At 72.7% G+C, this 23,910-nt stretch carries 20 protein-coding genes and 2 tRNA genes; 18 read left to right on the top strand and 4 right to left on the bottom strand.

The window, feature by feature from the left end; translation table 11 throughout:
* Position 1 precedes the first annotated feature (1 nt).
* The 14 genes from J2X63_RS05310 to J2X63_RS05245 all read left to right on the top strand — a co-directional run bounded on the left by J2X63_RS05310 (position 2) and on the right by J2X63_RS05245 (position 15,296).
* Positions 2-2,053 carry an AAA family ATPase gene (locus tag J2X63_RS05310; RefSeq protein WP_309974729.1) on the top strand — a complete coding sequence of 684 codons (2,052 nt, stop codon included), beginning with the start codon at positions 2-4 and terminating at the stop codon, positions 2,051-2,053.
* A 111-nt stretch (positions 2,054-2,164) separates the two neighbouring features.
* Positions 2,165-2,875, top strand: coding sequence for a DUF4157 domain-containing protein (locus J2X63_RS05305; protein WP_309974726.1), 711 nt, complete (start codon positions 2,165-2,167; stop codon positions 2,873-2,875).
* A gap of 126 nt (positions 2,876-3,001) precedes the next feature.
* The gene (locus J2X63_RS05300; RefSeq protein ID WP_159606159.1) at positions 3,002-4,570 is read left to right on the top strand and encodes a phage tail sheath subtilisin-like domain-containing protein; all 1,569 of its coding nucleotides are present in this window, start codon (positions 3,002-3,004) and stop codon (positions 4,568-4,570) included.
* A 26-nt stretch (positions 4,571-4,596) separates the two neighbouring features.
* A complete protein-coding gene (locus tag J2X63_RS05295; protein WP_309974721.1) occupies positions 4,597-5,043 on the top strand; it encodes a phage tail protein in 447 nt (148 codons plus the stop codon).
* Positions 5,043-5,489, top strand: coding sequence for a hypothetical protein (locus J2X63_RS05290; RefSeq protein ID WP_309974718.1), 447 nt, complete (start codon positions 5,043-5,045; stop codon positions 5,487-5,489). The genes J2X63_RS05295 and J2X63_RS05290 overlap by 1 nt, the downstream gene beginning before the upstream one ends.
* Entirely contained in the window at positions 5,486-5,644 is a 159-nt protein-coding gene (locus J2X63_RS05285; RefSeq protein WP_159606153.1) for a DUF6760 family protein, read from the top strand. Before J2X63_RS05290 ends, J2X63_RS05285 begins: the two co-directional genes overlap by 4 nt.
* The gene (locus J2X63_RS05280; protein ID WP_309974709.1) at positions 5,644-8,070 is read left to right on the top strand and encodes a hypothetical protein; all 2,427 of its coding nucleotides are present in this window, start codon (positions 5,644-5,646) and stop codon (positions 8,068-8,070) included. Before J2X63_RS05285 ends, J2X63_RS05280 begins: the two co-directional genes overlap by 1 nt.
* A 15-nt stretch (positions 8,071-8,085) precedes the next feature.
* On the top strand, positions 8,086-8,526 hold the full coding sequence (locus J2X63_RS05275) for a phage tail protein (RefSeq protein WP_309974706.1): 441 nt from the start codon (positions 8,086-8,088) through the stop codon (positions 8,524-8,526).
* Between the two features lie 10 nt (positions 8,527-8,536).
* The gene (locus tag J2X63_RS05270; RefSeq protein WP_309974704.1) at positions 8,537-9,301 is read left to right on the top strand and encodes a LysM peptidoglycan-binding domain-containing protein; all 765 of its coding nucleotides are present in this window, start codon (positions 8,537-8,539) and stop codon (positions 9,299-9,301) included.
* Positions 9,288-11,108 (top strand): VgrG-related protein, encoded by a 1,821-nt coding sequence (locus tag J2X63_RS05265; protein ID WP_309974702.1) that lies wholly within the window; start codon positions 9,288-9,290, stop codon positions 11,106-11,108. Before J2X63_RS05270 ends, J2X63_RS05265 begins: the two co-directional genes overlap by 14 nt.
* A 25-nt stretch (positions 11,109-11,133) precedes the next feature.
* Entirely contained in the window at positions 11,134-11,535 is a 402-nt protein-coding gene (locus J2X63_RS05260) for a GPW/gp25 family protein (protein WP_309974698.1), read from the top strand.
* The gene (locus J2X63_RS05255; protein ID WP_309974695.1) at positions 11,532-13,481 is read left to right on the top strand and encodes a putative baseplate assembly protein; all 1,950 of its coding nucleotides are present in this window, start codon (positions 11,532-11,534) and stop codon (positions 13,479-13,481) included. Before J2X63_RS05260 ends, J2X63_RS05255 begins: the two co-directional genes overlap by 4 nt.
* Position 13,482: 1 nt before the next feature.
* On the top strand, positions 13,483-14,040 hold the full coding sequence (locus J2X63_RS05250) for a phage tail protein (RefSeq protein WP_309974692.1): 558 nt from the start codon (positions 13,483-13,485) through the stop codon (positions 14,038-14,040).
* Positions 14,037-15,296: a zinc ribbon domain-containing protein gene (locus tag J2X63_RS05245; protein WP_309974689.1), complete on the top strand. Its 1,260-nt coding sequence runs from the start codon at positions 14,037-14,039 to the stop codon at positions 15,294-15,296. Before J2X63_RS05250 ends, J2X63_RS05245 begins: the two co-directional genes overlap by 4 nt.
* Before the next feature lie 40 nt (positions 15,297-15,336).
* On the opposite strand, the gene J2X63_RS05240 is transcribed toward J2X63_RS05245, so the two are convergent.
* On the bottom strand, positions 15,337-17,838 hold the full coding sequence (locus J2X63_RS05240) for a BTAD domain-containing putative transcriptional regulator (protein WP_309974687.1): 2,502 nt from the start codon (positions 17,836-17,838) through the stop codon (positions 15,337-15,339).
* Positions 17,839-18,206: 368 nt separating this feature from the next.
* Between J2X63_RS05240 and J2X63_RS05235 the strand changes: the two genes are divergently transcribed.
* A tRNA-Thr gene (locus J2X63_RS05235) sits at positions 18,207-18,278 on the top strand.
* Between the two features lie 35 nt (positions 18,279-18,313).
* Positions 18,314-18,387, top strand: a tRNA-Met gene (locus J2X63_RS05230).
* A gap of 74 nt (positions 18,388-18,461) precedes the next feature.
* Here J2X63_RS05230 and J2X63_RS05225 read toward each other — a convergent pair.
* Together J2X63_RS05225 and J2X63_RS05220 are read right to left on the bottom strand one after the other, a co-directional pair.
* Entirely contained in the window at positions 18,462-19,442 is a 981-nt protein-coding gene (locus tag J2X63_RS05225) for an aldo/keto reductase (protein WP_309974683.1), read from the bottom strand.
* Between the two features lie 24 nt (positions 19,443-19,466).
* On the bottom strand, positions 19,467-20,348 hold the full coding sequence (locus J2X63_RS05220) for an SDR family NAD(P)-dependent oxidoreductase (RefSeq protein ID WP_309974681.1): 882 nt from the start codon (positions 20,346-20,348) through the stop codon (positions 19,467-19,469).
* Positions 20,349-20,449: 101 nt separating this feature from the next.
* On the opposite strand from J2X63_RS05220, the gene J2X63_RS05215 reads away from it, so the two are divergent.
* Positions 20,450-21,310: a helix-turn-helix transcriptional regulator gene (locus tag J2X63_RS05215; protein WP_309974678.1), complete on the top strand. Its 861-nt coding sequence runs from the start codon at positions 20,450-20,452 to the stop codon at positions 21,308-21,310.
* A 75-nt stretch (positions 21,311-21,385) separates the two neighbouring features.
* A complete protein-coding gene (locus tag J2X63_RS05210; RefSeq protein ID WP_309974676.1) occupies positions 21,386-21,949 on the top strand; it encodes a dihydrofolate reductase family protein in 564 nt (187 codons plus the stop codon).
* A 94-nt stretch (positions 21,950-22,043) separates the two neighbouring features.
* Here the strand turns inward: J2X63_RS05210 and phoA are convergent, their stop codons facing one another.
* On the bottom strand, positions 22,044-23,558 hold the full coding sequence (gene phoA / locus J2X63_RS05205) for an alkaline phosphatase (protein ID WP_309974673.1): 1,515 nt from the start codon (positions 23,556-23,558) through the stop codon (positions 22,044-22,046).
* Positions 23,559-23,910: the final 352 nt, after the last annotated feature.

The following is a 23,910-nucleotide window of genomic DNA, read 5'->3' as shown; positions in this document are numbered from 1 at the left end:
GATGATCGACGACCCCAGCATCGTGCACCTGCTGGGGCGGCTCGGCGCGATCGAGGACCGCATCCGGCGCCTGGTCGCCGCCCGTCGCGCGGCCGATCCCCAGCCCGACGACCCCTTCCGCGGGCTGTACCTCAGCGACGAGATGGTCGACCGGCTGCTCGACGGCGCGCCCGGCGTGCCCGACTGGTCGGATGCCTCGGCCCGCCTCGCGGCATGCGAGCAGGGCGCCGACGTGGCGGAGGCCGCCGGGCATCCGATCCGGCTTCGTACGCTCGCGGCGGCGTTCGGCCTCGGGCCCATCGACGTCGACCTGCTCGTCATCGCGCTGGCCGCCGACCTCGATCCGCGGTTCGAGCGGTTCTTCGGCTACCTGAACGACGACGTCGGGCGCCGTCGGCCCTCCGTCTCGGTCGCGCTCGAGCTCTGCGGGGTGCCGCTCACGAGCGCCGCCGACCGCGCACGGCTCATCTCGGGGCCGCTCGTGACGGGCGGGCTGGTGATCGTCGAGGACCCCGACCGGCCGCTGCCGGGGCGGGCCGTGCGCGTCCCCGACCGCATCGTCGGGCACCTCCTCGGCGACGACACCGCCGACCGTGCGCTCGACGGCGTGTTGCGCGAGCCCGTCGACCTCGAGTGGGGCGATGACGCGCGCGTGCGCCAGGCGCTCGCCTCCGGCATCCGCCTGGTGTACCTCCGCGAGCCGGCCACCGGATCGGGCGAGGCCGTCGCCGTGCGCGCGCTGCACGCCGAAGCGCCGGGCGCCCTGCTCGTCGACCTCGAGCGGCTCGGCGGCGATGCCGACGCCGTGCCGCTGGCCCGGCTCGTGGCGCGCGAGGCGCGACTGCGCGGGTTCGGCCTCATCGCCTCGCCGGTGACCACGGACACGGGCCGCGCGCTCATCGAGGCGCTCGCCGACTCGACCCAGCCGACGGTCTTCGTCGGCGAGTCCACCTGGGATCCGGCCTGGCATCGCGACCTGCCCGCGATGGCGGAGGTCGAGGCGACGACGATCGACGAGCGCACGCGGCTCTGGCGACGGTCGCTCGGCCCGATGGCCGACGGGCTCGACGTGTCGACGGCGACGGCGCAGTTCCGGTTGCGCCCCGAGCAGGTGCAGCGGGCCGCGTCGACGGCCCGTGCGCAGGCCGCACTGTCGACGTCGGGCACGATCACCGCCGCCGACCTCGCCGCAGGGGCCAGGGCGGAGAACGCCTCGGCGCTCGACCGGCTCGCCCGGCGCGTCGCCCCGCGGGTGGGCTGGTCCGACCTGGTGCTGCCGGCGGCGCCGATGAACGCCCTGCGCGAGATCGAGCTGCGCGCCCGGCACCGCGAGCAGGTGCTCGGCGACTGGGGCATGCGGCCCGGCGGCGGCCGCGGCCACGGCGTCGTGGCGCTCTTCGCCGGCGACTCGGGCACCGGCAAGACCATGTCGGCCGAGGTCGTCGCGGGCGGGCTCGGCCTCGACCTCTACGTCATCGACCTCTCGACCGTCGTCGACAAGTACATCGGCGAGACCGAGAAGAACCTCGAGCGCATCTTCCGCGCGGCCGCGGGCACCAATGCGGTGCTGCTCTTCGACGAGGCCGACGCGGTGTTCGGCAAGCGCAGCGACGTGAAGGACGCGCACGACCGCTACGCGAACGTCGAGAGCGCCTACCTGCTGCAGCGCATGGAGACGTTCGACGGCCTCGCGATCCTCGCGACGAACCTTCGCGCGAACATCGACGAGGCGTTCACGCGACGCCTCGACGTGATCGTCGACTTCCCGATGCCCGACGCTGCGCACCGCAGCCGGCTCTGGGACCAGAGCCTGGGCTCCCGCGTGCGGCGCGCCGACGACCTCGACCTGGAGTTCCTCGGGCGGTCGTTCGAGCTCGCGGGCGGCGCCATCAGGGCCGCGGCCGTCACGGCGGCCTACCTCGCGGCATCCGAACGCGGCGGCGTCTCGATGCGACACCTCGTGCTCGGCGTGCACCGGGAGTACCGCAAGCTCGGCCGCCTCGTCGTCGAGCGCGAGTTCGGCCGGTACTGGGCCGAGGTGGCGGGCGGATGACCGGGCGTCGCGCTGCGCGTTCGCGAACGCGCGCCTTCCCGATCGGGCACAACTCGCCCGCGCCGGGCCCGCCCGCGGTGAAATGGAAGCGGTCGATCGTGGAGGTGCACCATGCACGCACATGACTACGACGGCGTCGACCTCGAGGTCGGACGCCGGGGAACGGATGCCGCCCGCGAGGGCCAGGCGACGACGCACGGGCTCGCCGAGCGCCGAGCCGACGTGCTCGGCCCGGCGACGATGCTGCGCCTGCAGCGAGAGGCGGGCAACGCGGCCGTGAGCGACCTCGTCGAGGAGCAGCGCTCGCCGGTGCTCGACGTCGTGTCGTCGGGCGGCTCGCCGCTCGAACCGGCGGTGCGAACGGACATGGAGTCGCGCCTCGGCCACGACTTCGGCGACGTGCGGGTGCACACGGATGCCGCGGCGCACGAGTCCGCGAGGTCGGTCGGCGCGCACGCCTACACGGTGGGCAGCAATGTCGTCTTCCAGCGCGACGCGTACGATCCGTCGTCGCAGGCGGGTCGGACGACCATCGCCCACGAGCTCACCCACGTCGTGCAGCAGCGGTCGGGCCCCGTCGAGGGCACCCCGACCGGCAGCGGCGTCAGCGTCAGCGATCCCGGCGACCGCTTCGAACGCGCCGCCGCCGACAACGCGGCCAGGGTCATGAGCGAACCGGCGCCCGTGCAGCGGATCGACGACGGCTCCGGCGCCGGAGCACCGACCGTGCAGCGCGAGGGCGACGAGGAGGAGGAGCCCGTGCAGGGGCTCTGGGTGCAGCGCGAAGAGGCCGAGGAGGAGCAGGAGGAGTCGGCCGGTTAGGCCGACGCCTGTTCCCCCTGCCCCATCGAGCAGCCCTTCTCACCCCCTCGCCCGTCCGGTTGGACCCCCCGCCGCGGCATCCGCGGACCGACGCTTGGATCACGCAATCCAGCGAAGGAGTCGGGGATGCCCACCTATCTCTCACCCGGTGTGTACGTGCAGGAGATCGAGGCCGCGACGCGCCCGATCGAGGGCGTCGGCACCGCGGTCGCAGCATTCATCGGGATGGCACCGAAAGGGCCTGAGAACTCGCCGACGCTCGTGTCCAATTGGACGCAGTTCGTCGACCAGTTCGGCGGGCTCTATCCGGGCGCCTATCTCGCGTACTCGGTGTACGGCTACTTCCTGAACGGCGGCGGCAACTGCTACGTCGTCCGCGTCGGCACGGGCCAGCAGAGCTCGGGCGGCAAGGGCGGCAAGCGGGAGCAGAAGGCCATCGCGTCGGGACCGCAGACCGCGACCATCGGCAACTACGTGTTCACGGCGAAGAACGCCTCGCCGAATGCGAAGCCGATCTCGGTGGAGATCGCCGATCCGGGCGGCGAGGAGCCGGAGGACGGCGTCTTCAAGGTCGTCGTCACGGCCGAGGGCCGCGCGCCCGAAGTGTGGGAGCAGGTCTCGCCGAAACCCGATCACGCCGCCTACGTCGTGACCAAGGTCGCCACGGAGTCGAAGCTGGTCACGGTCGAGGAGGTGGATGCGGCATCCGCCGGCGTCCTCCCGAAGCCGGGCCGGTTCGACCTGGCCGTGCCGGAGCCCGAGGAGCAGCCCATCGTGCTCGAGGGCGTCTCGGCGGCGAACTACATCGGCAACGCCGCCGACCGCACGGGCTTCAGCGGCCTCGAGGAGATCGAGGAGGTCACCATGGTGGTCGTCCCCGACCTCATGGCGGCCTACGAGCAGGGCGCCATCGACCTCGAGACCGTCAAGGCCGTGCAGCTCGCGGTCATCGCGCACTGCGAGCTCATGGGCGACCGCGTCGCCATCCTCGACCCGCCGCCGGCCCTGAACGCGCAGGAGATCGTCGCGTGGCGCCGCACCGGCGCCGGCTACGACTCGAAGTTCGCGACCCTCTACTACCCGTGGATCAAGGTGCTCGACCCGGCGACCGGAAGCAACCGCTTCGTGCCGCCGTCGGGGTACCTCGCGGGCATCTGGGCGCGCAACGACAGCGAGCGCGGCGTGCACAAGGCGCCGGCGAACGAGGTCGTGCGCGGCGCGATCGAGCTGCAGACGCAGCTGACGCGCACCGAGCAGGAGCTGCTCAACCCGATCGGCGTGAACGCCATCCGCGCGTTCCCCGGCCGCGGCATCCGGGTCTGGGGTGCCCGCACCCTCTCGAGCGACCCGGCCTGGCGGTACGTGAACATCCGCCGCCTCTTCAACTACCTGGAGAAGTCGATCCTGGGCGCCACGCAGTTCGCGGTGTTCGAGCCGAACGACCCCGCCCTCTGGGGCAAGCTGCGTCGCTCGATCTCGGCGTTCCTCATCAACGAGTGGCGCAAGGGCGCCCTGTTCGGCAACACCGCCGACGAGGCCTTCTTCGTCAAGTGCGACGAGGAGACGAACCCCGCCGAGCTCATCGACGTCGGCCAGGTCGTCTGCCAGATCGGCGTCGCCCCGGTGAAGCCCGCGGAGTTCGTGGTGTTCGAGCTCTCGCAGTTCTCGGGCGGCACGAGCCTGGTCGCCGAGTGACCGCACGACACGAGTAGGAGACTGACATGCCACTGGCCGATACCTTCGATTCCTCACCCGCCTACGCCTTCAAGGTCATCATCGACGGCATCGAGCTGCCGAAGGTGACGGAGGTCTCGGGGCTGAAGAACGAGGTCGACAAGATCGAACTCAAGCAGCAACTGGCCGACGGGAAGTACGTCGCGAGGCAGCTGATCGGTCGCGCGAAGACGGGGGAGTTCACCGTCACCCGCGGCCTCACCGACTCGAAGACGGTCACCGACTGGCTCGGCGTCGTCATGAAGGGCGACGTGAAGGGCGCACGCAAGACCGCGTCGGTCGAGCTCCTCGACTACGAGGGCGGCACCATCAAGAAGTACGAGTTCCGCAACTGCTGGGTGCGCAGCGTCGAGGTCAACTCGCTCAAGGCGGGCGCGACCGAGCAGGCCACCGAGAAGTTCACGATCTGCTTCGACGAGTCAGAGGTGAAGTGATGCAGCGCGTCATCGCGACGCGGCCCGGGATCGAATCGACGGATGCCGCGTCGGCGGGTCTCGTGGATGACGGCGCCATGCGCACCGAGTTCGCCTTCGAGCTCCCGCGCGGCTACGTCGGTCCCGACGGCACGGTGCATCGCCGCGGGGTGATGCGGCTCGCGACGGCGCGCGACGAGCTGCTGCCGCTCTACGACGCCCGCGTGCAGGAGAACGCCGCCTACACGACGGTCGTGCTGCTCGGCCGGGTGATCACGTCGCTCGGCTCGCTCGGCTCGATCGACTCGTCGGTGATCGAGAACATGTTCGCGTCGGATGTCGCGTTCCTGCAGGACTTCTACCGGCGGGTGAACGCCGAGGGCCACACGCGCATCGCGGTGACCTGCCCCGAGTGCTCGCACCGGTTCACGGCCGATCTCGCGGGCGGTCGCCTGGGGGAATCATGACGTACTCGGCCGACCGCATCCATGAGGAGGTCGCGTACGTCGCCTACCACTTCCACTGGTCGCTCGACGACATCCTCGACATGGAGCACGCGGAGCGCCTGCGCTACGTGCACGAGATCGCGTCGATCAACACGAGGCTCTCCGAGGAGCGCTGATGCGCTGGCCGTGGCAGCGGGACGACCCGTCGCCGGCACCGCCGACGGCGACGTCCGATCCGTCGCGCCCGCCGTCGCCGTCGCCGTCGCCCATCCCGCCCGCGGGCTGGGCGTTCCTCCCGCCGCTGCAGCGCCAGGTGTCGGATGCCGCGCCGGCGACGCTCTCGACCGGGTTCGTCGCGTCGCTGCCCACGCGGGTCGTGCCGAGCAGCCTCGGCGCGATGGGACACCTCGTGGACGCCACGGCACCGTCGGGCACGGTGGCCGGCAGCGCATCGGGGTTCGGCGCGCCGGTGCAGCGGTCGGTCGTCGCGGACCTCACGCTGCGGCCGCCGCTGTCGGGGCCGGGGCATCGAGCCGGGGCGACGGCGGGCCCGGTCGAGGCACCGGATGCCGCGGCATCCGTCGACCACGACGACGAGCCCGCGCCATCCGAACCCGAACCCGCCCCCGGGTCGGCGCCGGCGGAGGAGGCGAGTCAGGATGTCGCCGCACCGATCGTTCCGGCGCTCGGCGCGTCGGCGTCGATCGGGACGACGGCCGAGGTGGGCGACCGGGCGGGCGACCGGGCGGCCGACTCTGCGCCCACCATGGCTCCCAGCGCCGGCACCCCGGCACTCCGGCTCTCGGCCGCGCCCCCGTCGGTGCAGCGGATCGAGCGCGTTGCCACGCCGATCGACCTTCTGACGCCTGACGCGGCGCCTGTCGAACCGCCCTCGCTCACCGCCGCGGTTCCTCCCCAGGCGCATCCGAGCACGTCGGGGCCGACGCTCGGTGGCCCGCCCGCCGCGCTGTCCGAGGCCGTGCCGAGGCGCTTCGGGCTCGGCGCTCCACTGCCGTCGGGGATGCCCGCAGGAGGCGCGCTCCCGCTGCAGCGGGCCGCGAGCCCGAACTCGGCGGCCCCGGCGATCGGCGACGCGCTCGCCGCGACGCCCGCCGTCTCGGAGCCGGACGAGCCCTCCGCGTCGGCCGTCGTCGACGGCCCGGCGCAGACGGTGCGCACGGTGCTCGGCGCGACCGGTTCTGGCGCCGGCACCGAGCCGGCGGTGGGGCGCGAGCCGGGAGTCTCGTCCGCGGGCACGGTCGACGCGCCGCCGCCCGCGCCTGCGATGCCCGTCGCTCGACTCGGCGCCGACGCGGCGTCCTTGGTGCAGCGTCGCACCGACGAGGGGATCCCCACGATCGACCATCCGCTCGTCCGGCCGGCACCGCCGGCCGCCCCAGCCCGCCTCACCGTGCCCCTCATCGCGCAGCGGGCGCTCGCTCCGGCGCTCGCCCCCGTGTCGGCCCCGGCCGCGCGACCACGCCCGCCGGCCGTGCAGGCGATCGCGCTGGCGCCCATGCCGTTCCCGAGTCAGTCGGATGCCGACCCAGCCGGAGCCGGCTCGCGGGCCGCCGCGGCCGACGCGCCCGGCGCCGCGCGCGCGGTGCAGCGCACCACCGCCGGCGCTCCGCCCGCGTGGGCCGCCGTGACCGCAGCGAGCCCGTCACCTGGGTCGACCTCGGCCGCAGCCACGACCTGGAACGCAACTGCGGCCGCCGTCGCCTCGGAGGCGCCGGAGCGCATCCCGCGTCGCGGTTGGCTGCAGCGACTCTTCGCGCCTGGTCTCTCGCGGGAACCGGCGGGCACGCTCGGCCCCGTCGATCCCGGTGCCGGACCGGGCTTCGGCGACTCGGCCGACGGCGGCGAGACGCCTGCCACTGGGACCGAAGCGGGCGCGCTGCCCGAGGCCGAAGCCGGCGCGGCGTCCGAAGCCGGCGCGGCGTCCGCGCTCGCCGCGGCGACGGGGGCCGCATCCGGCGGGAACTCCGCGGCCGCACTCCCGGTCGTCGCTCGCGTCGCGTCCGCACCGTCAGGGCTCGCACCGTCTGGCCTGGAACCGTCAGGGCCCGCACCGTCAGGGCTCGCACCGTCGAGCGCGATGCGATTCCCGGCGCCACCCGCCTCCGTGCGTACGGCCTCCGGATCCACCGGGAGCACGAGCGCTGTCGGCGCCACCACCGCCACGACCGTCCTGCAGCGATCCACTCCCCAACGTGCCCACGACGTACCGGCCACCGCCGGCGCCGCGCCGGTGCTCATCGCGGCCGCTCGCGCGGCCGCGCCGTCGCCGATGCCGGTCGCCGCCCAGCCGCCCGCCGACGCCGTCGTGCAGCGGGCCGAGGTCGTCGACGAGGCGCCCGACGTCCCGGCGTCGCCGTCCGAGGCGGGCCCCGCGGCATCCGGCGACCCTGCAGGCAACGGCACCGCCGCGGCATCCGTCACCGCACCGTCCGCCGCCGGCGGCGCGGCATCCGTCGATGCCTCATCGCCCGAGGCGATCGAGAAGCTCGCGCAACGGCTCTACGGCCCACTCGTGCGACGACTGAAGGCCGAGCTGCTGCTCGATCGGGAACGCCGCGGCATCCGGATCGACGGAATCTAGACGAGAGGGGGAGCGATGATCGAGGACACCGATATCGCCGTCGGGGTGAGCTACGTCGTGAAGATCGACGGGGAGTCGCTCGGCGAGTTCGCGAGCTGCGACGGGCTCGGCGTCGAGGTCGTGCTCGAGTCGCGCGAGGAGGGCGGCAACAACGCCTACGTCTGGCAACTGCCCACCCGGCTGAAGTTCTCGAACGTGAAGCTGTCGCGGCCGCTCGGCAAGGGGAGCTCGCAGCCGATCCTCGGGTGGATCGCGAAGGCACCGCGGATCGCGCCCAGCCAGGCCGAGATCCAGGCGCGCAACGCCGAGGGCAAGCCGATCGCCACCTGGCACCTCGAGCAGGTCATCCCGGTGCGCTGGACCGGCCCCTCCCTCACGAACGACCAGCCCAAGGTGCTCACCGAGACCCTCGAGCTCGCCCACCACGGCATCAAGGCCGACCCGCCGGGGAACTGAAGGAGCCGACATGCCCGTCACCAAGACCGAGGCCGCGAGCGAGACCCTCACGCACGCGGAGCTCGAGCTGCGCGAGCCCGGGAAGACCCCCGGCGTGCCGGGCGCGCCCATCGGCACGATCGCGTTCCAGCTCAACCCCAAAGAGCTCACGATGACGAAGACGGCGAGCTGGAAGTCGGAGAAGCAGAAGAAGGCGACCTCCGCTCCGCCGGCGACCTATCAGGGCCCCGAGGCGCAGAAGCTCAGCGTCGAGATGTTCTTCGACGACACGCGCGGGGGCGGCGGCGACTCGGTCGTGACGCGCGTCGACAAGCTCTTCACCGCCTGCGCGCCGACGAAGGACTCGCAGCGCGGCGACACCCCGTCGGCCCCGTGGGTGCAGTTCAAGTGGGGCGTGCTCGTCGGGTTCATCGGCTACATCAAGTCGGTCTCGGCGAAGTACACGCTGTTCTCGCCGAGCGGCACGCCCCTCCGCGCGGTCTGCACGGTCGCCCTCGAGGAGATCGCCGCGGACCCGGGAAAGCAGAACCCCACCTCGGGTGGCCTGCGACCCCGACGGGTGCACACCATCCGGGAGGGCGACACCCTCGCCGCCATCGCCTACCGCGAGTACGGGAACGCGGCGCTCTGGCGGCAGGTGGCCGACGTGAACGGCATCGACGACCCGATGCGGCTGGTGCCCGGGCGCAGCGTCTTCCTCCCCGCGGCCGAGGAACTCTCGGGGCCGTCGAAGCGCGACGTGGTGCGGCAGGAGGTGGCCCGTGTCGTCGGTTGACACCTACACGAGCCTCCTGCTCGTCGCAGTCGACGGCAGCCCACTGCCGCCGCAGGTGGCGAGGCAGCTCCTGACCGGACGCATCACCGACACCGCGAACCTCCCCGACGGCTTCGAGCTGGAGTTCACCGACACCGCGGGCACCGTGCTCACCGACGGGCACTTCACGATCGGCGCGTCCGTCGTGCTCACCGTCTCGGAGAACGGCCCGCAGGGCCCCGTGCGGCTCCTCGACGGCGAGGTCACGGCGATCGACCGTGAGGACGTGGCCGGAGCGCTGCGCACGCGGGTGCGAGGGCTCGACGCGTCGCACCGTCTGTTCCGCGGCCGTCGCGTCGCTGCCTACCTCGACTCGACGCCGGCCGACATCGTGCGCACGGTGGCGGGGCGCGCGAACGTGCCGATCACGCGCATCGAGGTCGCCGGCAGCGTCATGAAGCACGTCACGCAGGACAACGTCAGCGACTGGGTGTTCCTGAAGCGGCTCGCGGATGCCACGGGCTCGACGTTCTCCGTCGTGCAGGGCGGCCTCGTGTTCGGCCCGCCCTCGAAGGCCGACGAGGCGCCCGCCGGCGCTGAGAGCGCGCGCGATGACCCCGTCGTCATCGAGCACGGCATGAACACACTGTCGATGCAGGCCACGGTGACCTCGGCGAGCCAGGTGCCCGAGGTCGAGGTCCGCGGATGGGATCCCGTGCGCAAGGAGGCGGTGGTGTCCACCGCGCCGCCGAAGACCCGCTCGGTCGAGCTGCCGAACGTGCAGCCGGCGAAGGTGGCGCAGGCGTTCACGAGCCCGAAGTACGTCAGCTCCGACGGCGACGGCGTCGCGACGGCACAGGACAAGCTCGCGACCTCCGTGGCCGACCGCATCGCGGGGGGCTTCGCCGAGGTCGAGGCGCGGATCCGGGGCAACTCGCACATCCACTCGGGCACCGCGGTCACGTTGAAGGGCTTCGGGTCGCCGTTCGACGGCCGCTACACGGTCACCGAGGCAACGCACGAGTTCTCGTCCGACCAGGGCTACGTCACCACCGCGGTCGTGAGCAACGCCTCCGACCGCTCGCTCTACGGCGTGGCGAACGGCGGGTGGTCGGCGGGGGAGGACGCGCGCATGGCCGGCGTGGTGCCGGCCCTCGTGAGCGACAACGGCGATCCCGAGGCGCGTGGTCGGGTGAAGCTCGCGTTCCCCTTCCTCTCGGCCGACTACGTCAGCGGCTGGGCCCGCACCGTGCAGCTCGGGGCCGGCGGCAAGCGCGGCAGCCTGGTGCTGCCGGAGGTGGGCGACGAGGTGCTCGTCGCGTTCGAGGGCGGACGCTTCGATCGGCCGTTCGTGGTCGGCGGGCTCTACAACGGGGTCGACGAGCCGGCCGAGCCGTGGGCCGGGGTTGTGGAGAACGGCGAGGTCGTGCACCGTTCCTTCACGTCGCGCACGGGTATGGCGGTCCGCTTCACCGAGAAATCCGGCACCGAGACCCTCGAGCTCTCGACGAACGGCGGGGCGCAGCGGGTCACGCTCACGCAGACGTCGCAGAAGGGCATCGAGATCATCGCCGAGGGGCCGGTGACGATCACGGCGAAGCAGGATGCCACGGTGTCGGCCGACAACGGCGCGCTGAAGCTCTCGGGGTCCACGGTCGAGGTGAAGGCGACCGGCGGCGTGAAGATCGAGGGCGCCTCGCTCGCCCTGAAGGGAACGGGGTCGACGGAGGTCGAGGGCGGCACCCTCAGCCTCAAGGGGCAGGGCACCGCCGAGCTGTCGGCGAGCGGCGCCACGACGGTCAGGGGCGCCGTCGTGAAGATCAACTGAGTGCGAAGCGGCAGGGGGAGCACGGATGTCTCGTGAGTTCGTCGGACACGGCTGGGCGTTCCCCGTGCACGCCGATGCGACCGGCCGCATCGCCCTCACCTCGGACGAGCGCGAGATCGAGGAGAGCATCCGGCTCATCCTGGCCACCGCGCCCGGAGAGCGGCCCATGCGCCCGGAGTTCGGCTGCGCGGTGCACGAGTACGTCTTCGCGCCCGCCGACGCGTCGACGGCCGGGGCGATCGGCGCTGCGGTGCGGGCGGCCCTGCGCTACTGGGAGCCTCGCATCGAGGTCGGCGACGTGACCGTGTCGCTCGAGGGCGCCGGCGACGGCGTGCTCTACATCGACGTCGGGTACTCGATCCTCGGCACGAACGACCCCAGGAACCTCGTGTTCCCCTTCTACGTCATCCCACGGGAGCCCTCATGACCCTGCCCGCCCCGAACCTCGACGACCGTCGCTTCCAGGACCTGGTCGACGACGCCAAGCGGCTCGTCGCCCTGCGCTGCCCCGAATGGACCGACCACAACGTCTCCGACCCCGGGGTCACGCTCATCGAGGCGTTCGCGTTCATGACCGACGAGCTGCTCTACCGGCTGAACCGCGTGCCCGACCGCATGTACCTCGCCTTCCTCGACCTGCTCGGGGTGTCGCTGTTCCCGCCGACGAGCGCGACCGTCGACCTCGTGTTCTGGCTCGCCGCCCCCCGTCCCGAGACGGTGATCGTGCCCGCGCGGAGCGACGCGGGCACGCCGCGCACCGAGCTCGCCGAGCCGATCATCTTCACCACGATCGAGGAGCTCGCGATCCCGCCGCGCTCGCTCATCGCCGTCGGCACGCACCCCGAGGGCGGCGAGCCCTGGGTCGGCGACGCACGGCTCGGCGACGAGACCATCGACGCGTTCGCCTCGTCGCCGACGCCCGGCGACGCGCTCCTGTTCGGGCTCGACGACGCGTCGGGCGCGCTCGCCGTGTCGCTCCGGCTCGACTGCGCCGTGCGCGGCGTCGGCGTCGACCCCGACGATCCGCCGATCGTCTGGGAGGCGAGGACGGCGTCCGGCTGGCAGGCCTGCGACGTCGTCGCCGACGGCACCGGCGGCCTCAACAAGCCCGGGGAGGTCGTGCTCATCGTGCCGCGTGGGCACGTGGCATCCGTCATCGCCGACGTGCGCGCCGGATGGATCCGCACCCGGCTCGTCGAGCGCGACCCCGACGTGCCGACGTACAGCGCGTCGCCAGTCGTGCGGGCGGCGGAGGCACGGACGGTCGGCGGGGTCGCCGCCGCCATCCACGCGTCGACCGTCGACGACGAGATCCTCGGCCTGTCGGAGGGCGTGCCCGGGCAGGAGTTCACCCTCGCCGTGCGGCCCATCGTCGATGACGGCGCGCCGTTCACCGTCGACGTGGGCGCCGGTGGCGGGTGGGACGAGTGGACCGAGGTCGACGACTTCGCCGACCAGGCGCCCGACGCGAAGGTCGTGCGGGTGGACCGCACCCGCGGAGTCGTGTCGTTCCCCCCCGCCGTGCGCGAGCCCGACGGGTCGCTGCGCCACTTCGGTGCGGTGCCGCCGAAGGGCGCGCCCCTGCGCGTGCGCCGCTATCGCGTGGGCGGGGGAGCCCGCGGCAACGTGGCGCCGGGCACGCTCTCGGTGCTGCGCACCACCGTTCCGTTCGTGCGGGGCGTGGTCAATCGCGGGGCGGCGCACGACGGCGTCGACGGCGAGCGCATCGAGGAGGCGAAGGCGCGCGGGCCGCTCACGCTGCGCACCCTCGACCGGGCGGTGACCCTCGACGACTACGAGCAGCTTGCCCGGCGTGCGGCGCCGGGTGTGGCCAGGGTCCGGGCGGTCGCCGCCAAAGGCGACGGCGAAGGGCAGGGGGTGCGGCTCCTGGTGGTGCCGGCCGCGGCGATCGGGCCCGACGGACGGGTGGAGTTCGCCGACCTCATCCCCGCCGACGAGGTGCTGCAGGTCATCGCCGACGACCTCGAGCCGCGGCGCACCGTCGGTGCCCGCCTCTCGATCGAACCGCCGCTCTACCAGGGCATCACCGTGGTCGCGAAGCTCATCGCCCGACCGCGGGTGGCGGTCGAGCCGCTGCGCGAGCAGGCGCTCGCGACCCTCTACCGGTACTTCGACGCGGCCCGGGGCGGCGCCGACGGCGGCGGCTGGCCGTTCGGGCGGCCCGTGCTCGCCGGCGAGGTCTACTCGGTGCTGCAGTCGCTGCCCGGCACCGAGCTCGTCGACGAGGTGCTGCTCTTCGGCGCCGACCCGGTCACCGGCAAGCGCGGCGAGCCCACCCAGCGCATCGACCTCGACCCCGACGCCCTCGTCTTCGGCTTCGAGCACCGCGTGCGCGTGACGGCGGGGGTGTGAGGTGCGCGGCGTCATCGGCGGTCTCGACAGCCCGGTCCCCGTCATCGACCGGCTGCCCGCGGTGCTGCAGGAGGACGAGTTCCTCCAGCGGTTCCTGGGCGCGTTCGACACCTCACTCGCGCCGGTCTTCGCCGTGCTCGACAACCTCGACTCCTACCTGCGCCCGCAGACCACCCCGCCCGACTTCCTCGACTGGCTCGCCGGCTGGGTCGACGTCGAGCTGGATGCCGCGTGGTCGGTCGAGCATCGGCGCCGCATCGTCGCGGGGGCGGCGGCCCTGCACCGACGTGCAGGAACCGCCGCCGGGATCCGCGACGCGATGCTGCTCGCCGCCGGCCCCGAGGCCGAGGTCGCCGTCACCGAGTCGGGTGCGTCGGCGTGGTCGGGCACGCCGCACGGCGCGCTCCCCGGCACGCCCGCGGCCGAGGTGCGCATCGCGGTGAAGCTCGCCTCTGGCGACGAGGCCGAGGCGCGGCGCCGGCTCGAGCGGGCCGCGCGCCGGGTCGTGCCCGCGCACATCCGCACGGTCATCGAGGTCACGGGCGGGGGTGCGACGTGAGCGGCATCCGCTGCGCCGAGTGCGGCGCGATGAACGACGACGGCGACGACTTCTGCGGGCAGTGCGGCTCGTACCTGGCCTGGGATCGCGGTGGGGCGACGGATGCCGCGTCGCAGCCGATCGACGAGGCGGCTGCCGCGCTCCGCGAGCCCGAGGCGGAGCCGGAGCCCGATCCCGACGCCACGCCCGAGCCCGCGTCCGACCCCGAGCCCCCGGCGGTGCCGGAACCGGAGCCGCAGGCGGAGACGGCGCCGGAGCCCGAGCCCGCGCCCGACCCCGAGCTCGCGCCGGAACCCGAACCCGAACCCGAACCTCGACCCGACCCGCGGCTCGAGGCAATGCTGGCCACTCCGCACCTCGCGAAACCGGCGGCGGTGGTGGCGGCGCCGAGCCCAGAGGACCCCGTGGCCACTCCGCCCGCCCCCGCAGCGCCCGCACCCGCCGTGCCGGGCCCGGTCGCGCCGACCGCACCCGCCGCACGCAAGCCCGCCGCGGTGCCGCAGCATGCTCCGAAGCGAGCGCCGCGACCGGTGGGGGAGACGGTCAAGCCGGGCGACATCGTCTGCTGGCGCTGCGGAACGGGCAACGCCCCGGGCCGACACTTCTGCCGCCACTGCGCGGCGCCGCTCGGCGCGACCGCGAATCGCACGCAGCCGAGGTCGCAGCAGGCCGCCGCCGGGACCCGGCCGAAGACGAAGCGGCGCCGCATCCGCCCCGCTTGGATCGTGGTGCCGGCGATCATCGTCGTGCTCGGTGCCGTGGCCTGGTTCGCGCGCGGCCCCATCGCCGGGTTCGTGGCGGCGATCGGCGACCGGGTGGTCGACTCGAGTGCGCAGAATCCCGTCGCGCTCGTCGCGTCGAGTGCCGCCGACGGCCGGGGCGCCGAGCTCGCGCACGACGGCTTCGCAGACCGCTCCTGGGCGCCCGCGCCCACCGGCCCCGCCGACGGCGAGTACCTCGAGGCCAGCTTCGCCCAGCCGTTCCGGCTCGTGGCGGTGCAGGTGTCGCCCGGGGCATCCGCCGACCAGGCCGTCTTCCTCGCCGAGGGGCGCCCGGCCGTGCTCGGCGTGACGGCGATCGACTCGGCCGGGGTGCCGCACGAGGTCGACCTCACCCTCGCCGATGAGCCGGGGCCCCAGCGCTTCGAGCTCGGAATCGATGACGTGACCGCCGTGCGCCTGACCCTCGAGGGCGCCCACGGCGCGACCGACGCCACGCACGTGGCGGTCGCCGAGGTCGAGTTCCTCGGGCGGTGACGCGGGCTCCGCGAGCCGTCGGGTCCGCGGCCGACCGGGCTCACTCGATGCCGAGCGCCTCGCGCATGCGGTGGTATCCGTCGCGCGCGCGCAGAGCGGCGACATCGTCGCCCGCGTGCCGGTGCATCCGAACGAGCGTGCGCCACGACTCGTCGAGCCACGGGTCGATCTCGACCGCGCGGCTCGCCGCGGCCACGGCGGCTCGCGTGTCGCCGAGGTGCGCCTCGAGGTGGGAGAGCGAGTTCGCGGCCTCCGCCGCCCGGAGCCGGTACCGCTCGCGGGCGCCGATCGCCCACTCCGCGGGGCCGTCCTCGGGCAGCACGTCGCCGGTGTAGAGGCCGAGCGCGTGCCGCAGGCCCGACGCCGCCGAGGCGAGGTCGCCACGCGACTTCGCGGTCGCGGCTGCGGCGAGGTGGTCGTCGAAGTCCGACAGGTCGCAGTGCGCCCGGTCGGCGATGCCGAGTCGGTAGGCCTCCCCGTCGCGCTCGACGACGAACCGCGACGAGCCGTCGTCGATCGGCAGCACCCGGCGCAGGCTCGAGATGCTGACGTGCAGGGCATGCAGCGCCGATTCCGTGCCGAGCTCGCCCCAGAGCGCGTCGGCGATGAGCTCGCGGTGCAGGGGCGCGCCCGCGTTGAGCGCGAGCATCCGCAACAGGCTGCGCGCCTGGGGCCGGAGCCCCCGCAGGTCGGCGTCGGCGCCGTCGATGCGCACGCGGAATCCGCCGAAGCACGACACCGCGAGCGCCGGGTCGTGCGGCCGTTCCTGCGTGGCCGGTCGTGCGATGACGACGTCGGTGGGCACGCGCGGCACCAGCGACGGCACGAGGGGCACGCGCGGGAGTCCCGACAGCCGGGCGATCCGATGAGCGGATGCCGCGTGCCGCACCGCGTCCTCCCCGCCGCACGTGAGCGCGGCCGCTGCGTCGAGCAGGGCACGCGGGCCCTCGAGGTCGGTCGCGACCGCGGAGGCCTCGGCGGTGGAGACGAGGTCGGGCAACCTGGGCGATCGCGCCGCCGCGGCTCCGAGCACCGCTGCGGCGCGAGCCCAGACAGCGGCTTCGGCTTCTCCGAGCCGATCGCAGCGTTCCGCGAAGGCGATGGCCTCGTCGACGTCGACCGCGCCGCGCCGCAGCTGCGCCAGCACATCGATGCCCTCGACGATCGCGGCGCCGAGGTCGTCGTCGTACAGCTCGCACCGTTCGACGACCTCGCGCACCGCGCGTCTCGGTGCGCCGAGGCAGTTCGCCGCAATGGCCCCGCGGATGACCCGGGCCAAGCCGGAGAGCCCGAGCTCGACGGCGTCGCCCTCGAGGGCGCAGAGCGCCTGCATGGTCGTCGTCGCCGAGGCCAGGGGAACGCGGAGCACGGCGAGCGCGAGCCGTGCGGCGATGGACTCCTCGGGCGCCTCGGCGGATCGGAGCGCGCGGCGGAGCAGCGGCACGGCGCCGGTCGCGTCGCCTCGCCGCAAGCGGGCGCCGGCGGAGGCCAGCAGCTCGGAACCGCGGTCGAGCGTCGCGATGGGGACCGGCCCCCGCGCGGTGAGCGCGGCGCGGCCCGAGCGGGTGCCGACGAGCGTCAGCCGTTCCCCGGCACGCGCACGCTCGACCGCGTCGCCGATCGCCGGAGTCCGCTGCCCCACGTGCGCGGGGACCCGTGCCGCCCATCGTCCGGGGGAGCGCCCTGCCGCCGGGTCGGCCACGAGCAGGTGCCCGAGTGACGGCCACGCGCCGCCGTGCGCGAGCGCGTCCGCGGCATCCGTCATCGCCTCGTCCTCGAGGAGCACCCGCGCGGCGGCCTCCCCCGCCGCCACGCGTGCCGACGGGGACATCCGTGCGAGGAGGTGCCGTCGGAGCACCGGCGGCAGCGCCCGCCGGCCACCCTGCGTGCGGCCGTGCATGACCTCGCCGTCGTCGAGCGCGCGGATCAGCGCGGCGCCGTCTGTCTCGCCGAGCAGTCGCGAGCACCGGGCGAGGTCGAGAGAGGGGAGCCCGCTCGAGGCGGCGAGCGCGGCCTCCACGCGCGGCTGGAGTTCGGCCAGCATCCGCTCGAGCCACACCGCGGCGAAGTCGCCGCCGAGCGTCGCGGCCATCTCGCGGTCGAGCGAGTCCGGATCGACGCGCTCGGCCACGCGCGCGAGCAGGCGGATCGGCTCGGCCCACCCTGCCGTCTCGGCCCGGAGGCGCGACGCCGTCTCGAGCTCGATCCGAGGGCCGCCGTGCGCGCGCACCAGGGCTACCACCTCGTCGAGCCGGAAGGCCAACTCGGGTGCGGTCACGAGCGCGTCGCCCTTGACCTCGAAGGACGGCATGGTGCGGGAGGCGACGACGACCCGCGGCACGCGGCCCTCGTCGAGGAAGCCCTCGAGCACCCGTTCCGATGCCGAGCCGATCAGGTGGTGGGCGTCGTCGATCGCCAGCGATGCGGGCCGGCCCCGCGTGGCCTCGGCCAGCATCCGGGCGGCGACCTCCGGCCGTTGCCAGTCGCGTCCGGCCGTGACGATGCGAGCGGATGCCCCGTCCTCGTCCAGTGCGTGACGCACGAGGGTCGACTTCCCCGCTCCCGTCGCGCCGACGACGAAGACGACCGGTGCCTGAAGCCGGGCGTGCAGGCGCACGCGCCGGACGCCCCCGGCTGACGACGCCGTCGACCCCGCACTGCACCCCATGACCCGTCACCCCAAGACGGTCGAACCCACCCGAACGCGCTCACGCTACGCTCGCCCCTGCCGCGCCGCATGAGGGTCAGCACGGATGGCACGCCCACTCCGCACCCCAATACGGGGGTGCAGGGAGGTGCAATGCAGTGCCGCGGAAGCCCCTTCGGAGTGGCCGCCGTGGACGTCGCCGCCGCGGTTCGGACCACGCCCTCCGAGGTGATATCCTCGTACGGTTGCCGATTGCGGCACACGCCCCGATAGCTCAGTGGTAGAGCACTTCCATGGTAAGGAAGGGGTCGTCAGTTCAATCCTGACTCGGGGCTCTGGTTCTCTTCGGTTCGACCGACGAGGCCTACCCGGCGGGGTAGCTCAGGTGGTTAGAGCACACGGCTCATAATCGTGGTGTCGCGGGTTCGAGTCCCGCCCTCGCTACAACAGCAGGACTCCGCGAACCCGAGTTCGGTTCCCCTCAATCGCTCGACGCGCTGTCCCTGCCGCGAACACACTCACGTGTCGATCGAGACCATGTTGGCCTCGTCGTGTCGTTCACCGGCGGCGGGCTCGAGCGCGGTCAGGCGGGCGGCCTGGTCCGTCGTGAGTTCGACCGCGTCAGCTGCGGTGTTCTCCTCCACTCGCGCCACACGCCGCGTGCCCGGGATCGGGGCGATGTCCTCGCCGCGCGTGAGGATCCACGCCAGTGCCGTCTGCGCGGGGGTCGCGCCGATCTCTGCGCCGATCGCACGGACCTCGTCGACGAGGCGCAGGTTGCGGTCGAAGTTCTCGCCCACGAACCGCGGGTTGGTCTTCCGCCAGTCATCGTCGGGGATGTCGGTCGCGGAGCGGATCTGGCCGGACAGCAGCCCGTGGCCGAGCGGGGAGTAGGGGACGAAGCCGATGCCGAGCTCGCGGAGCAGCGGCAGGATCTCCGCTTCCACATCGCGCGTCCACAACGAGTACTCGGTCTGCAGCGCCGACACCGGATGCACGGCGTGCGCCCGGCGAATGGTCCGTGCCGACGCCTCGGACAGACCGAAGTTGAGCACCTTGCCGTCGGCGATCAGATCCGCGACCGCGCCCGCGGTGTCCTCGATGGGCGTGTCGGGGTCCACGCGGTGCTGGTAGTACAGGTCGATGTGGTCCGTGCCCAGGCGCCGAAGGGAGCCCTCGACGGCGGCGTTCACGTTCGCAGGTGCGCTGTCGATCACGCCCGGTCCGCCGCCGGAGTGGGAGACGAGCCCGAACTTGGTGGCGACCTTCACCTGGTCGCGGCGGCCACGGATGGCCTGGCCGACGATCTCCTCGCTGAGGTACGGGCCGTACACTTCGGCGGTGTCGATGTGGGTGACACCCAGGTCGAGCGCGCGGTGGATGGTGCGGATGGACTCGTCGTGGTCGAGCGCTCCACCGGTCGTGTAGGTGCCGGCCATCGTCATTGCGCCGAGGCCGATGCGGGAGACGTCGAGGCTCCCGAGGTGTGCGTTCTTCATCCGTGTTCTCCGGTCCGGGTCGGGTTACGCGCTGTAGGAGAGCGAAGCCGACAGGTCGCGGTTCGCATCGACCTGACCGTGGATGGTGGCGAGGTTGCGTTCGACCGCGCCCATCGCGTCCGCCCCGGCCACGAAGCGAAGCGGGAGCCGGCCCGAGCCGGAGAGCGTGACCAATGCACGGCCGAGCTTCCCGGGATCGCCGACCTGCTGCCCGTTCATGCTCCTCCACGCCCCGATCGTCTGCGCGGTGCGTTCGGCGTAGTCGGGGATGTCGAGCTCGGGCCAGATGGTGGAGGCGCCCTCGACGAGGAGTTCAGTGCGGAAGAACCCGGGCTCGACCGACATCGTCGTGATGCCGAACGGTTCGACCTCGAAGCGAAGGGATTCCATCCACCCCTCGAGGGCGAACTTCGATGCGGCGTACGCAGAAGTGAACTCGCCCCCCACGAGCCCGGCTGTGGACGTGACGGTGATGACCTGCCCCGCCCGCTGTGCGCGCATCACGGGCAGGACCGCGCGGGTGACGTTGAGCGGGCCGAAGAAGTTCGTCTCCATCTGTGCACGGAACTGATCGGGGCTGAGGTTCTCGAAGTAGCCCGCGTAGAAATTGCCCGCATTGTTCACGAGCACATCGATGCGCCCGAAGCGGTCGACTGCAGCGGCAGTGGCACGCTCGGCGCCGGCAGGGTCGGTCACGTCGAGCGCGACGCTGAAGAGGTGCTCATGGGCACCGATCGCCGCCTCGACGCGGGCTGCGTCGCGGCCGGTTGCGACGACCGAATGTCCGGCGGAGAGCGCTGCCTGGGCGATATCGAGCCCGAGCCCTCGTCCTGCTCCGGTGATGAACCACACGTTGCTGCTCACGTTCATGTCCTTCTCGAGTTGGCCGCTCGTTCGGCGGCTCATGGTCCGAGTCAACGCGAGTTCGCCGGAATGAGCGTGGCCCTACCCATGGGTGCCCCGGCAGGGACCCCATGCGCGCCCTGAGTCGGCGTAGCTTCGATGGCATGGACGCCTCCGACGCGATCAGCGAGTTTCTCACCACGCGCCGCGCGAAGCTCACGCCCTCGCAGGTAGGGCTGCCCGACTTCGGCGGTCGACGCCGCGTTCCCGGGCTCCGCCGCGAAGAGGTCGCGCTGGTGGCCGGAATGAGCGCGGAGTACTACAAACGCCTCGAGCGGGGCAACGCGGCCGGGGTCTCCGAAGCCGTCATCGACGGCGTCAGCCGTGCCCTGCAACTCGACGACGCCGAACACGCCCATCTGCATGACCTGGTCCGCGCCGCCAACGCGGGGGCTCATCCGCAGCAGCGAGCACGGACCATCCGCCAGACGCAGCTCACGTCCGGTATGAGGCAGACCATCGACGCCATGTCGACGGTACCGGTCTTCATACAGAACGGCCGTCTCGACGCCATCGCCACCAACCGGCTCGGGGCGGCCCTCTTCTCAGAAATGCTCGACGGCGCCCGACCGCCGGCCAACGCCGCCCGATTCATCTTCCTCGAACCGCGCGCCCAGGCCTTCTACCGTGAATGGGACGCGCAGGCCCGCCAGATCGTGGCCGTCCTTCGCGCCGAAGCCGGCCGGTCGCCCTACGACCGTCAGCTGACCGACCTCGTCGGCGAACTCTCCACCCGCAGCGATCTGTTCCGAAGGCTTTGGGGGGCCCACGACGTCCGCGAACACCGCACCGGCCTCAAACTCGTCCACCATCCCGTCGTCGGCGACCTCGACCTCACCTTCCAGGCGATGGACCTCGCATCCGACCGCGGACTCCAGATGGTCGTCTTCTCCGCGGAACGAGGTTCGCCGACCCACGAACGCCTCCAACTCCTCGCCAACGTGGCCGAGACCGCCGTTCGGTGACCGTCCGTCCGCCTGGTGACATCCCTCGGCCGCACGGCCTTTACGGTGGGGGCCGAATGACGGCAGGCTGGCGCCATGCGCAAAGTGATCTACGGCATGAACGTGACGCTGGACGGCTACGTCGCCGCGTCCGGCGACGACATCGGCTGGGGGGCGCCGAGCGACGAGCTGTTCCAATGGTGGCTCGACCAGGAGGTGGCGATCGGGCTGTTGATGTACGGGCGCAAGCTGTGGGAGACGATGAGTTCCCACTGGCCGACCGGCGACCAGCAGCCCGACGCCACCCCTGCGCAGATCGAGTTCGCGCGGAACTGGCGGGACACACCCAAGCTGGTGTTCTCCTCGACGATCGACGAGGTCGACTGGAACGCCCGCCTCGTCAAGGGCGACGCGGTCGCCGAGATCACCCGCCTGAAGGCCGAGGACGGCGAGCCGATGCGGGTCGGCGGTGCCACGCTCGCCGCGACGGCGATGCGGGCCGGGCTGGTCGACGAGTACACGATCGTGACCCACCCGGTCCTGGTGGGGGGCGGCAGGCCGTTCTTCGCAGCACTGGACAGCTGGGTGAACCTGAACCTCCTGGAGACGCGAACGTTTCCCGGCGGGGTGGTGATGAACCGGTACGAGACGAGGCGCTGACCCGCACTGCGGATGCCGGGGCACGGCAGCCGCGACGACGGAGTGCCCCGCCTGCCTCAGCAGACGGGGCACTCGCTCACTCACGTGCTCGCACTCACCCGGCGCGGCGCGTGTCCCACGGCTTGGTGGCCTGCGGTCCCTTCGGCAGCGGCCAGCTCACCTTCACGCCCGTGTTCAGCTTCAGCGCGTTCGCGATGGTGAAGAACGTGTCGGTCTGGTCGGTGAGGCCGAGCACGCCGATCGCGCTCGGGCCGTAGGCGGCGATGCGCAGCTGCGATCCGGTGTGCTGCTGCGAACCGCCCGCGGCCGCGGTGCCATAGGAGATGCGCAGCGGCGCACCCTCGACCGTCGTGAGCGTCGTGCCGAGACCGGGCGTGGGGCCGTCGACGATCTGCGAGGAGTGCGCGTGGTCGGCCGTGACGATCACGAGGGTGTTCTTGTCGGCCTTGGCGAACGCGAGCGCCGCCTGCACCGCCTCGTCGAAGTCCTGCGTCTCGCCGATCTGTCCGCAGGCGTCGGCGGCGTGGTCGCGCTTGTCGATGGAGGCGCCCTCGACCTGCAGGAAGAAGCCCTTCTTGGACTTCTTGTCGTCGAGGAGCTGGATCGACTTCTCGGTCATCGCCTTCAGCGTGACACCGGATGCCCCGAGGTAGTCGGGGTTCGGCTGGCACTCGACTCCCGTGGCCGCGCCCGAGCCGCCGACGGTCGGCGTGTTCGGGGCGAAGCGGGTGGGGAGGTTGCCGCCCGCGAACAGGCCCAGCACCGGGGCATCCTGATTCGCCTTCGACAGTCCCGCGAGGCCGGCGCCGTCGGTGACGACCTCGTAGCCGCGGTCCTCGGCCTGGTCGAGCAGGGTCATGCCCGCCCATTCGCCCGCCTTGGCGGTCTGCGCGAACGTCGCCGCGCCGCCGCCGAGCGTCACGTCGGGGCGCGTGTCGAGCAGCTGCTCCGAGATCGAGCCGGCGCCGCCGTTCGCCAGGGCGTCCGCACCGCAGCTGGGGCTGTCGGGTCCGTAGCAGCTGCGAGCCGCCACGTGGGCGACCTGCACGGCGGGCGTCGCGTCCTGGATCTCCGAGGTGGTCACGTCGCCCGTGCGCAGGCCGTTCGCCTTGGCGAGCTCGAGCAGCGTCTTCTGCGCGGTGCCGTGGATGTCGACCGAGACCGCGTTGTCGTACGTCTTCGTGCCGGTCGCCCAGCCGGTGCCGGTCGACGCGGAGTCGGGCGTGTAGTCGGGCTTGCCCGCGAGCGGGTCGCCGTCCTTGTAGAGCGAGTAGGTGGTGTACTGGCCCGTCACCGGGAGGGCATCGATGCCGGGCAGCTCGCCGCCGGCCCCGACGAGGTAGTCGCGGGCGATCGTGATCTCGCTGTCGCCCATGCCGTCGCCGATGAGGAGGATGACGTTGCGCGCGGGCGTGGGCAGCAGCGAGCGCGCCAGGGCGGCGGCGTCGCCGAAGCCTGCCGCGCTGTGGCGGATGGCGCCGCCGGGCTGGTCGGGCGACGGCTCCGGCGCGGCGGTCGCGGAGAGGCTCGACGCGGCGACGATCGCGCCGGCGCCGAGGAGCGCGGCAGCGGCCGACGCGGCCCGCAGCTTTGTGACACGGATGGGCATTCGGTTCCTCCTGGGAGTGGGGTTGATGGCCGGAAGGCCGGTCGATCGGGCGACCGCAGCCAGCGCACCAGCCCCGGTCGTCCGCAGTGTGAACCCCGGACGAAGGCGTGGTGAACTCAACGCGCCGCACCGGATGAATCGATTCGATGAATCCTTGACAGACTCGGAAACTGCGGCATAGCGTGGAGGGTGGAAAGCGTATTCCTCAGCAAGTCCTCGACGGCGAGCGACGGTCGGCACGACGCGCACGACGGGCGATCGACCATGCCGGGAACGCGCTGGGCACGGAAGCCTCGTCAGACCCTTTCAACGAAGAAGGCAGGCATGGTCTCGTCCACCTCACCACGCAGTT

This window comes from Agromyces sp. 3263 (assembly GCF_031456545.1).
Classification (GTDB): domain Bacteria; phylum Actinomycetota; class Actinomycetes; order Actinomycetales; family Microbacteriaceae; genus Agromyces.
This window is presented reverse-complemented; position numbering and strand designations above follow the sequence as displayed.

Excerpts from the sequence above, each read along its gene's own strand:
- J2X63_RS05310 (WP_309974729.1), top strand. The coding sequence starts at position 2 with ATGATCGACGACCCCAGCATCGTGCACCTGCTGGGGCGGCTCGGCGCG.
- J2X63_RS05305 (WP_309974726.1), top strand. The coding sequence starts at position 2,165 with ATGCACGCACATGACTACGACGGCGTCGACCTCGAGGTCGGACGCCGG.
- J2X63_RS05300 (WP_159606159.1), top strand. The coding sequence starts at position 3,002 with ATGCCCACCTATCTCTCACCCGGTGTGTACGTGCAGGAGATCGAGGCC.
- J2X63_RS05295 (WP_309974721.1), top strand. The coding sequence starts at position 4,597 with ATGCCACTGGCCGATACCTTCGATTCCTCACCCGCCTACGCCTTCAAG.
- J2X63_RS05290 (WP_309974718.1), top strand. The coding sequence starts at position 5,043 with ATGCAGCGCGTCATCGCGACGCGGCCCGGGATCGAATCGACGGATGCC.
- J2X63_RS05285 (WP_159606153.1), top strand. The coding sequence starts at position 5,486 with ATGACGTACTCGGCCGACCGCATCCATGAGGAGGTCGCGTACGTCGCC.
- J2X63_RS05280 (WP_309974709.1), top strand. The coding sequence starts at position 5,644 with ATGCGCTGGCCGTGGCAGCGGGACGACCCGTCGCCGGCACCGCCGACG.
- J2X63_RS05275 (WP_309974706.1), top strand. The coding sequence starts at position 8,086 with ATGATCGAGGACACCGATATCGCCGTCGGGGTGAGCTACGTCGTGAAG.
- J2X63_RS05270 (WP_309974704.1), top strand. The coding sequence starts at position 8,537 with ATGCCCGTCACCAAGACCGAGGCCGCGAGCGAGACCCTCACGCACGCG.
- J2X63_RS05260 (WP_309974698.1), top strand. The coding sequence starts at position 11,134 with ATGTCTCGTGAGTTCGTCGGACACGGCTGGGCGTTCCCCGTGCACGCC.
- J2X63_RS05255 (WP_309974695.1), top strand. The coding sequence starts at position 11,532 with ATGACCCTGCCCGCCCCGAACCTCGACGACCGTCGCTTCCAGGACCTG.
- J2X63_RS05225 (WP_309974683.1), bottom strand. The coding sequence starts at position 19,442 with ATGAAGAACGCACACCTCGGGAGCCTCGACGTCTCCCGCATCGGCCTC.
- J2X63_RS05220 (WP_309974681.1), bottom strand. The coding sequence starts at position 20,348 with ATGAGCCGCCGAACGAGCGGCCAACTCGAGAAGGACATGAACGTGAGC.
- J2X63_RS05215 (WP_309974678.1), top strand. The coding sequence starts at position 20,450 with ATGGACGCCTCCGACGCGATCAGCGAGTTTCTCACCACGCGCCGCGCG.
- J2X63_RS05210 (WP_309974676.1), top strand. The coding sequence starts at position 21,386 with ATGCGCAAAGTGATCTACGGCATGAACGTGACGCTGGACGGCTACGTC.
- phoA (WP_309974673.1), bottom strand. The coding sequence starts at position 23,558 with ATGCCCATCCGTGTCACAAAGCTGCGGGCCGCGTCGGCCGCTGCCGCG.